This window comes from Chitinophaga sp., assembly GCF_036569125.1.
In the GTDB taxonomy this organism is placed as follows: Bacteria; Bacteroidota; Bacteroidia; order Chitinophagales; family Chitinophagaceae; genus Chitinophaga.
In genome coordinates this window covers 1-9,772 of sequence record NZ_DATCRF010000375.1, presented here as the reverse complement: position 1 = coordinate 9,772, position 9,772 = coordinate 1, and the positions used below count along the sequence as shown (strand labels likewise).

The 9,772-nt window shown below is 48.7% G+C and carries 4 protein-coding genes and 1 pseudogene; all 5 read right to left on the bottom strand.

Going from position 1 to position 9,772, the window contains the following annotated elements; genetic code table 11:
- Positions 1–700 (bottom strand): annotated as a pseudogene (locus VIM87_RS13990) (carbohydrate-binding protein); the annotation flags it as partial.
- Positions 701–749: 49 nt separating this feature from the next.
- Complete coding sequence (locus VIM87_RS13985) at positions 750–2,861, bottom strand: glycoside hydrolase family 97 protein (RefSeq protein ID WP_331997592.1); 2,112 nt, start codon at positions 2,859–2,861, stop codon at positions 750–752.
- 20 nt (positions 2,862–2,881) lie between these two features.
- A complete protein-coding gene (locus VIM87_RS13980; protein WP_331997591.1) occupies positions 2,882–4,690 on the bottom strand; it encodes a RagB/SusD family nutrient uptake outer membrane protein in 1,809 nt (602 codons plus the stop codon).
- A gap of 34 nt (positions 4,691–4,724) precedes the next feature.
- The gene (locus VIM87_RS13975) at positions 4,725–7,757 is read right to left on the bottom strand and encodes a TonB-dependent receptor (protein ID WP_331997590.1); all 3,033 of its coding nucleotides are present in this window, start codon (positions 7,755–7,757) and stop codon (positions 4,725–4,727) included.
- Positions 7,758–8,072: 315 nt separating this feature from the next.
- Positions 8,073–9,722: a DUF6377 domain-containing protein gene (locus tag VIM87_RS13970; RefSeq protein WP_331997589.1), complete on the bottom strand. Its 1,650-nt coding sequence runs from the start codon at positions 9,720–9,722 to the stop codon at positions 8,073–8,075.
- Positions 9,723–9,772 lie beyond the last annotated feature (50 nt).

Genomic DNA, 9,772 nt, shown 5'->3' with positions numbered 1-9,772 from the left:
GGGTAAAGGCGGCAAAATCATCCGCATTATCCGTACCATTAGCGCCGTAATCCGTTACAGATAAATAGTTGGCCGGTAAGGTAAGCGCGGTGGGTACTGCTTCCAGCTCAACAAAATCCACTCCATAGGTAATACCATCATTGTTATCCTTTTTAATGGTAACCTTATCGCCTGCCTGGATAGCTGCATCCAGGCGAAAGTGTACTTCATCAAAACGCATCAGGATCTTGGTGCTGCCGCCGGAGGGCGTTTGCTGCGGATCTGCAGCGGGAAAATACTGGTAAGCCCAGTAAGATGAGAGAGCAATATCGCGCACCTTTACATCATTTACATACAGGCCCAGTGTGCCGGAAGTGCCGGTGCCCGTGCTGTTATCCGGCATAGTGAAGCGCAGGTTAAAACCCTGTGCCGGTGCGGATAAGGTCCATTCCACATAAGCGCCGTTGCTACCCAGGCTTACATACTTTTGGTCCGATGCTTCAGCAGCAATATCTGTTTGTATAAACTGGGGAGAGGATTGTAAGCTGGCGCCGCCTCCACGGGCACCGCTTTCGGCTTCATAGCGCTGGTAGGGTAACAGGTTAGCGCCGCGGGGTAGCCCGTCACTTTGTGCGTATACGGGTAATTGGCTCATGCATACGTATAGCACAAGGGCCAGTACCGCCCGGAATACCCCGGGCGGGCATAGAGTTGTTTTCATAATACGTGGGTTTGGGTTTAAGAATAGTAGTTAAAATTTAATGGGTTATTTACATAGGCTGAATGGCTATTGCAGCCCCTCCTCCGGCTGCCAGCTGAACGGTTAATACAGTATTTGCATCTACAACAGACGTTTTGATCTGGTAAGCTTCCGGATTCTTTTTCCAGTCTGCATCCGGCGCATCTGCATACACGGTGGCGCGGTACTTTTTTCCTTTGTCCAGGAACTGCAGTGGTATGGCTGTTTTGCGGCTGTTCTCATCCGTAATGGCGCCTATATACCAGTTAGATTTTCCTTTTTCCTTACGGGCAATGGTAATATAATCGCCCGGTTCTGCGGCTATAATGCGGGTATCATCCCAGTCAACCGGCACGGCTTTTATAAAGTTGAATGCATCGGCATGCGCAGCATAATTTTCCGGCAGGTCGGCTACCATTTGCACCGGGCTGTAAATAGTTACATACAATGCCAGCTGTTTGGCCAGTGTGGTATGCACCTGCCTGTCCGGCACATTGGGCGCATAGCCTTTTAATTTAAAGATGCCCGGCGTATAATCCATTGGCCCGCCCATTAAACGGGTAAAGGGCAGTATGGTCTCATGTTCCGGCGCATTACCGTTGCTGAAGGCATTGTACTCATTGCCCCTGCCCGCTTCACAGGCCAGCCAGTTGGGATAGGTGCGCTGTAAACCGGTTGGCCGGGGCGGTTCATGCGCATCAATCATAATATGGTACTGCATGCCTTTTTGCGCTACGCGCTCATAATGGTTCACCATCCATTGCCCGTCATGATGTTCCCCGCGGGGAATGATCTTACCTACATAACCGGTTTTTACGGCCGGGTAACCATAGGCCTGCATAAAGCGGAAAGCAGTGTCCAGCTGCCTTTCATAGTTAGTGGCTGAGCCGGAGGTTTCATTATGCATGATCATTTGCACGCCTTTGGCCACGGCATAATCCTGGATCTCCTTTACCTTAAAATCAGGGTAAGGCGTTACAAAATCAAACACATTCTCTTTCCAGTTGCCGAACCAGTCTTCCCAGCCGGTGTTCCAGCCTTCTACCAATACGCCTTTAATATTATTGGCAGCAGCAAAGTCAATGTACTTTTTTACATTGGCCGTGTTTGCGCCATGGCGGCCGTTGGGCACCAGGTCGTCCTTACCGCGCTCACTGGCTGCATCCGCATAGTTCCAGGTACTTTTACCGGTTTGCATCTCCCACCACACACCCACAAATTTCATGGGTTGGATCCAGGAAAGGTCTGTGGCGGCAGGCGGCTCATTCAGGTTCAGTATGAGCTTAGAGGCCAGCACATCGGCCGCTTTATCACTTACAATAATAGTGCGCCAGGGTGTTTTACAGGGTGCATGCAGGTAAGCTTTATTCCCCACAGCATCCGGCACCAGGCTGGATGTAAGCTGATGCGCCGCGCCATTTACATGCAGCTGCATGGCGGGATAGTTGATCAGCGCAGCTTCATGAATATTCACATACAGGTTATCCTCCGTTTTCATCATCAGCGGCGTTTGCACGGCATAAGGGTCCGGCACAGTACGCACCGCAATATCCGTAGCGCTTTGCACCTGCTGGGTATTATTCACCTGGCTAAGCTTGGAGGTCGTGTAAGCGTACTCGTTACTATCATAATCGCCGGGGATCCAGAAGGTGGTGGGATCGCTGGTAAGATTAAACTCCGTTAGCTCATCCTTCACTATAAAATATTTAAGGCCGGGCTGTTGCGGAAATTCATAACGGAAGCCCATCCCATCCTCAAACACCCGGAACACAAGATCCAGCAAATAACCCGGCGACTGCTGCTGCTTTAAATGTACGGTCAGCTGCTCATAGTGATTGCGGATGCTGTTTACCTCTCCCCATACCGGCTGCCAGGTTTCGTTCACGGAACTTTTTTCTGTACCGGTGATGGTAAACCCTTTGTAGAACAAGCTATCCTGTTCCAGCACAAAGCCCTGGCGCGAGGCAGCCACCACAGAGCGGCCATTATACGCCAACGCATATACGGGACGGCCGTCCCCGTCTAAAGAAAAGGACAGCCGTACTTTATTCATCTGCACCTGCAAGGTATTATTTTCCTGTGCTGCTGCACTTTGCAGCATCCATAAACCGGAGAAAATAAAAAACAATCTTTTAAATAACATACATCCGTTTTGATGATTAATTAGTAACCTGCGCTTTGCTTCATGCTGCTATTGGTGTTGATCTCATTGGCGGGAATAGGCCATACATAAGATTTGGAATCGCTCCACTTAATATTGCCGCCTGCCATAGAGGTAGCGTAGTAAGCGGCTTCCCCGCTGCCAATGCGCCAGCGGCATACATCAAACCACCAATGGCCTTCATCAAACAGCTCTGCCCATCTTTCGTAACGCAGGGGGTTATTAGCCAGGTTGGCATCTGCTGCAGAGGTTTTATCAGTAAGGGTTTTATAATCCACGGGAGAGGCTGCGCTCACCGGGTAACCGTAGGCCCTTCTTTTTACTTTGTTAATGTATTCCAACGCAGTAGCATTATCGTTGGTGTTTGCGCTGGCTTCTGCATACAGCAGGTACACATCCGCTAAACGTAACAGGTAATAGTTGGCTGCATCTGCAGCGGCCTGCCGGTTAAAGATGAGGTTATCGTAGGTTACGAACTTGCGCATGCTCCAGCCATTGTAAACGGTTTTAAATTCCTCTTTCATGGCTATGTAACGGCATACCGGCCGCCAGGTAGCGCCGTCATTGCTGGCAGAATCTACCCAGGGCTGCAGCGCTGCTACATACAGGCGCGGGTCTACCGTTTTGTTGGCCCGTGCTGCCAGCGATTGCTGTTTATAAACAGGATCTATCACTTCTTTGGGGTTCAGGTAGGTAGCGGGCTTACTTGCATCAAAAGCAGGATTGCTGACCAGCTTATAGGTACCCTGGTTAAAGCCAAAACGCTGCAGGTTCTTTTCATGGAAAAACTCGTTGCAGTAGCCTAAGCCAATGCCGTTCTTCTCTGTTCCGTCATCTCCCAGTATGCAGGGAGACCATATCAAACCCTGGCTGGTAGTAAGGTTATTATTGAAACTAAAAATGCCATAACCGCCTAAAGAGTTACGGTCCACATTAATCTCAAAAAGGGATTCTTCGTTAAACTCATTGGCATCAATACCGTTAAATGCATCTTTATACTTGCTGAAAGGCATTAAGGTTTTACCGCTGTTGGTAATTACATCCAGCAATATGGGTTTGGCGGCAGCCCAGTTCTGGTTAAATACATAGGCCTTACCCAGCAAGGCTTTGGCCGCCCATTCCGTAGCACGGCCGGTATTGGCGCCGGTCCATTGGGCGCCTTTTAATAAAGTGGCGGCCTGCTGCAGCTCAGTGGTAATGAAGTCCCATACTTCTTTCGTGCTGTTGCGCGGCACCTGCGTAGCATCCAGGGAGGAAGCCATGGTAGTGATCAGTGGCACGCCCATTTTATCGCCACCGGCGCCGCCGGCGCTGATATAGCTTTCGCCGAAAAAACATTCCAGGTAAAAGTAGTAGAGTGCACGCATGAAACGCGCTTCGCCCCGCATCTGGTCTATCTGCGTTTTTTCAGCAGGGGAGGAATATTGCTGCTCATAAAAATCAGCACGGTCTAAAAAGATGTTGGCATTCTTAATGCCGCGGTACAGCCCTATCCACAGGTCGTTGGCGTAGCTGTTGCTGGTGCTCATGTTATTCAGCGTAAGCTCTGTCCAGGAAGCATCGCCGGGGTAGGCCAGGTCTGTAACATGCTCACTACCCGCAAAATCCTTACACAGCAAATTAAAGCCATGCAGCTCGGCGGATCGCAGGTTGGCATATGCAGGCACCAGCACTGCAAACAGGTTAGGCAGCGTGGTGGGATAGTTTAAGCTGTTATACACATCTGTTCGGGCTACCGTATCCGGATCTTTTTTACAACCGGTATAAAACAAAATAGTAAGGAATGCTAACGAAAATATTTTCTTGTACATAATTGTCAGTTTCTGGTGAAGCAAAAGCATTGTTTTAGAAAGCCAGGTCCAGGCCTACGGAATAAATACGGGCATGCGGGTACTGCCACACCGCATCAATACCGCGGGCCGTTACTGTGCCCGACAGCTCAGGATCAATGCCGGAATATTTGGTAATGGTGAACAGGTTATTGGCCATTACATAAATGCGGGCAGTTTTTATGCTCACGCTTCTCAGAAGATCATCTGAAAATGTATAGCCCAGCTGCAGGTTCTTCAGCTTCACATAATTGCCGCTTTCCACATAGTAGCTGCTGGATCTGGAGTAGTTGCCATTAGGATCATTATTATCTATCCTTGGCTGATCCGTTACCTGGTTGCTGCCCAGGAAAGAGGCGTTAAATACTTTGGAGGTGGTGTTGCCATCTGCAAAAGGAAAAGAGGCATATGCTTTTACACCATTAAAAATATCCACACCGGCAGCGCCATTGAATAACATGGCCAGGTCAAAACCTTTCCAGTCAAGCCGGATGTTGGCGCCGTAAATGAACTTCGGGTTCGGGTTACCGATCACGGTGCGGTCCTTATCATTGATCACGCCATTACCATCCACATCTGCAAATATCAGGTCGCCGGGGCGGGCGCGGTTGCCTTCCTGCTGCGGGTGCTTGCTGATCTCATCTTCCGTTTTATAAATACCTTCCACCCTGTAGCCGTAGAACTGTCCAAAACCCAGTCCGGCCTTGGTAATGGTAATAGGCTGGTTCACCATAATGCCAAAGGAAGCATTACCATAGTTGTTGTTACCATCCAGGATGGGGTTGTTATTAATATTATCCAGGTTCAGCACCTTGTTATTATTAAAGGCGCCGTTAGCGCTTACGCTGTAATGGAAGTCGCCCACTTTGTCTTTATATCCCAGCACTATTTCCAGGCCGCGGTTACGTACCGATCCAATGTTGGTATAAAAGGGCGTGGTAATGCCGGAGCTTAAAGGGATGGGTAACCCGTACAGCATGTTCTTAGTGGTTTTGTTATACCACTCAATGGTGAAGAACATTTTACTGTCCAGCAGCTCTGCATCCAAACCGATGTTGCCTTCGTATACGCTTTCCCATTTCACATTGGGATTAGAGAGAAAGGTGGGCGTTACCCCAATAAAAGGCGCGCCACCGGGGGTAAAGTTCTGCGCATTCACCTGGTCGTAGGTGGAAAGGAATTTGTACGCGCCAATGTTGCTGTTACCCAGCAAACCATAGCTGCCGCGCAGCTTTAACTGGGATACCTGCGGCAGTAAAGAGCGGAAGAATGGCTCTTCGCTGATGCGCCATCCTGCGGAGCCGGAGGGAAATGTGCCGTATTGGTTGCCGGTGCCAAATACCGTGAAGTTACCATCGCGGCGGATGGTGCCGGATAAATAATAACGGCTGTTGAAATTATAGTTCAGCCGCGCAAAGGTGGATTTTATTAAGCCATTAGGATCGTAGCTGCCATTCACCGTTGCCTGCGAAGCAGAGGTTTGTATAAAGCTGAAGGAGTTGCCGCCTACTGAAGTTTGCGTGGCATACTGCGAGTTATAAGTGGTTTTAAACTGCTCATACCCGATCACTGCATTCAATGCATGCTTACCAAAAGCATGGTCAAACGATAAGGTATAATTTGACATAATAGTGGGCTGGTTCACATTAAACTTCTGCAGCTGGTTAATGGTGGTAGCTACCTGGCCAAAGTTGTAGGCATCCTGGAAGTAGCTCTGGTTCTCATTATAATAGGTATAACCAAAAGTAGTTCTGAAAGAAAGGTACAGAGGCAGCTGCACTTCCGCAAACACATTTCCCTGTAAATTGAACTTGTTGTTCAGGATATGCGCGGTTTCTATCTGCCCAACCAGGTTAGGCCCGCCAAAGCCAATAGGCGATTTACCCCAGGGGCTTTTAGGATCCCGCGTATCATATACGGGCATAATGGGTATGGAGCGGAAAGGCGGGTTAATGGCGGTTACAATTTCCGGCTTGGTGCTGCGGCTCCATACATACAGCTGTTCGCCCAGCTTCACATATTTACCAATCTTAAAATCCGTGTTCACACGGGCGCCGGATAAGTAAGATGAATTGTTACGGTAAATACCGCTTTGGCCGTTGTAAAAAGCAGATACATAATAGTTCACACCGGGTGTGTTACCGGATACGGAAAGATTATAGTTATCCTCCTTAGCATGGCCGTACAGCTCCTTTACCCAGTTGGTATTGGGCAGGGTATCCACATCCACGCCGGAGAGGTAGTTGGGATCCAGCGTGCGTTTCAGCTTTACAAAATCATTACGGTCCAGCAGGTCCAGCGTCATGGGCGTGGTTACGCCATAACGGGCGGAGAAATTTATGGTAGGCTTAGCTCCCTGCCCTTTTTTAGTGGTGATGATGATAACGCCGCCGGCAGCAGCAGAGCCATAAATGGCGGCTGCGCTGGCATCTTTGAGCACATCTACAGAAGCAATGTCCTGCATATTAATATTATCGCCTGACTGGCGCACACCATCCACGATATATAAGGGCGGTGCATTGTTCAGTGAGGATACACCCCGTATAATAATGCTGGCGGTAGCATCCGGAGCGCCGGAGCTTTTAACTACTTCTACGCCTGCCATGCGGCCCTGTAAAGCTTCCTGTACATTGGTTACAGGCAGGCTTTTAATATCTTCTCCCCTGGCAGAGGCGATGGCGCCGGTAAGGTCTGCCCTTTTTTGTGTACCATAACCTACTACCACCACTGCATTCAGCAGGGTGTTCTGCGGCTGCAGCCGGATGTTTAGCTCTTTGCCGGTAACAGGCACCTCGCGGGTTTCGTACCCTACATAGGAAATAAGCAGGGTGGAAACGCCGGCAGGTACAATGAAGCTGAACTTACCTGCAGCCCCGGTGGAGGTGCCCTGTTTGCCGCCCTTTACGGCAACGGTGGCCCCGGTTAGCCCCGTTCCTGTTTCATCGGTAACCGTTCCGGTGAGCATTGTTTCCTGGGCATAGGTGCGATAGCATTGTAAAAGCATGAGCAAACACAAAAGGAACGTGGAAAGCGATCTTGTTTTTGTCATAAACGAACGTTTGGTTGTAATTAGGGATTGATTGATCTAAAATGGCCGGGATAATTGTCCGTGGTTTTGAACTACAGTTTTTACGGCTGTGGCCTGGATCAGTTTTTACGTGAAATGTTGTTATCAGTTTATTCCGGCATCAAAGAAAGAGTGGTTGGCGGGCGCCGTCAAATTATATGCGGGAAGTATAAGAAATATAGCGATAACAGAGAAAGCAGCGATCTTTAATAGATTGGTATTAAAGGGCTTATAATTATATTAATTAAATTAATATATGTCAATTTGAAAGGCGAAAATGGAGTTGTTTTGGGAAGATCACACCGCTTTTATTTCCATTACACGCTTCTCAAATTCCTCATTGGGCACAATGGATTTGTTCTTGATCTTGGTTTTATAGGTGGTAATAGTATTTACAGAATACTGGAGAATGTGCGCTATTTTTTCACTGTCATGGATGCCCATTCGGATGAGGGCAAAGATCCGCAGATCGGTATTCAGCAGCTCCCCCTCCTTTAATAATAATTGATCCTCTTCCCGGAACATACTATTAAATACCGTTACAAAGTTGGGGAACAGCTTTAAAAAGGCATGGTCAAAATTGCTGATCAGCTCTTCCTTTTCTTTGCGCAGGTTTATTTTGGCGATGAGGGCCTTAACATCGTCCAGCTTACGGTCGGCCACCTTTTGTTCCAGCGACTTTTTCAGCTTTTCTATTTTATCATAGAACTCCGCGTTAAAGTTAAAGAAGTAGCCTATGTACTTTTCCTTGATCTTATTGGCATCTTCCAGGCGGGCATTGGTTTCAGCCAACTGCCGGTTAATTTCCAGCTCATTTACATGGGCGCGGGTAATGATCTTTTGCGCGGCTTTCAGCTTTTTTACCTGCTGCCATACAATTACCGCCAGGCCAATGATCAGTAACAGCAGCAGCGTTACCGTGGCGGCGTAAAAGAGCAGCTTCCTTTTCTGGCTTTCTACCATGTTTAACTTCTGCGCTTCAATAAAAGGCAGTATGGTGCTTACCTGCACCTTGCGCTGCCGGGCGCCGTAGAACTCCGCATCGGCCACGGCCTGGTTAATGCACAGGGAGGCGTTCCTTACATCGCCCTTTTTATATAAGAGGCTGGCCAGGTTAAAGGCGGCTGAAGTTTCCTTGGTGGAAGATTGTATATCTGCAATTACCGCGGTTGCCAGCAGCTGTATGGCTTTATCCGTTTCCCCGTTGCGGATGTACAGGTCACTGAGGGTGGAGGTTGTTACCGCTACCTGGTGCTGTGTAAGCGCAGGATCGTTCAGCAGCTGCGTAAGCATTTCAGATGCCCGCTCTTTATTACCGGCCTTGAGCTCTTTTAACCCGCGGTAATAGCTGGCCTGGTAAGTATTGGCCGGTAACAGCGCCAGGGCAGAATCCATATACCGGCTGCCCTGCACATTATAAACAGGTGTGTGGTACTGGTCATTGTCAAAATCGCCCAGGTCATAATAATAGCGGCCCAGCAACGCATAATATTCCGCCTTGCTGCTATCCGGCAGCCATTGGGTATGAATGCCGGCCAAAGAATCATACGCCTCTTTATACATGCCGGACGATAACAGGGAAAAGGCCAGCTTTATGCGTGCATACATAATACGCCCGTTATCCTTCAGCAACAAAGCTGTTTCTCCTAATTTACGGGCATAGTGGTAAGATGAATCGTATTGGAAAAGGCGGTACTCTTCGTACAGCAGCGTATATACATCAAATTGTTTGGAGAAATCAGCTGGTGTTACCTGTGCTAAAGTTTTCTTCAGGCTGTCGATCCTGTGCTGCCGCTGCGCATCATAAACCGGCACATTGTTAATAGCCTTGCTTAATTGCACCAGCTGCTGCGCCTGGCCATCCTGGCCGGATCCATGGTAAGGTATTAATAACAATAAATAAAAGAGGATAGCGGAAAAACAGCGGCAAGTGGAATTGGGCAGCATATCGGTGAATTAATAGCGTATCCCGACAAATATAGGGAAATAAGAGGCTG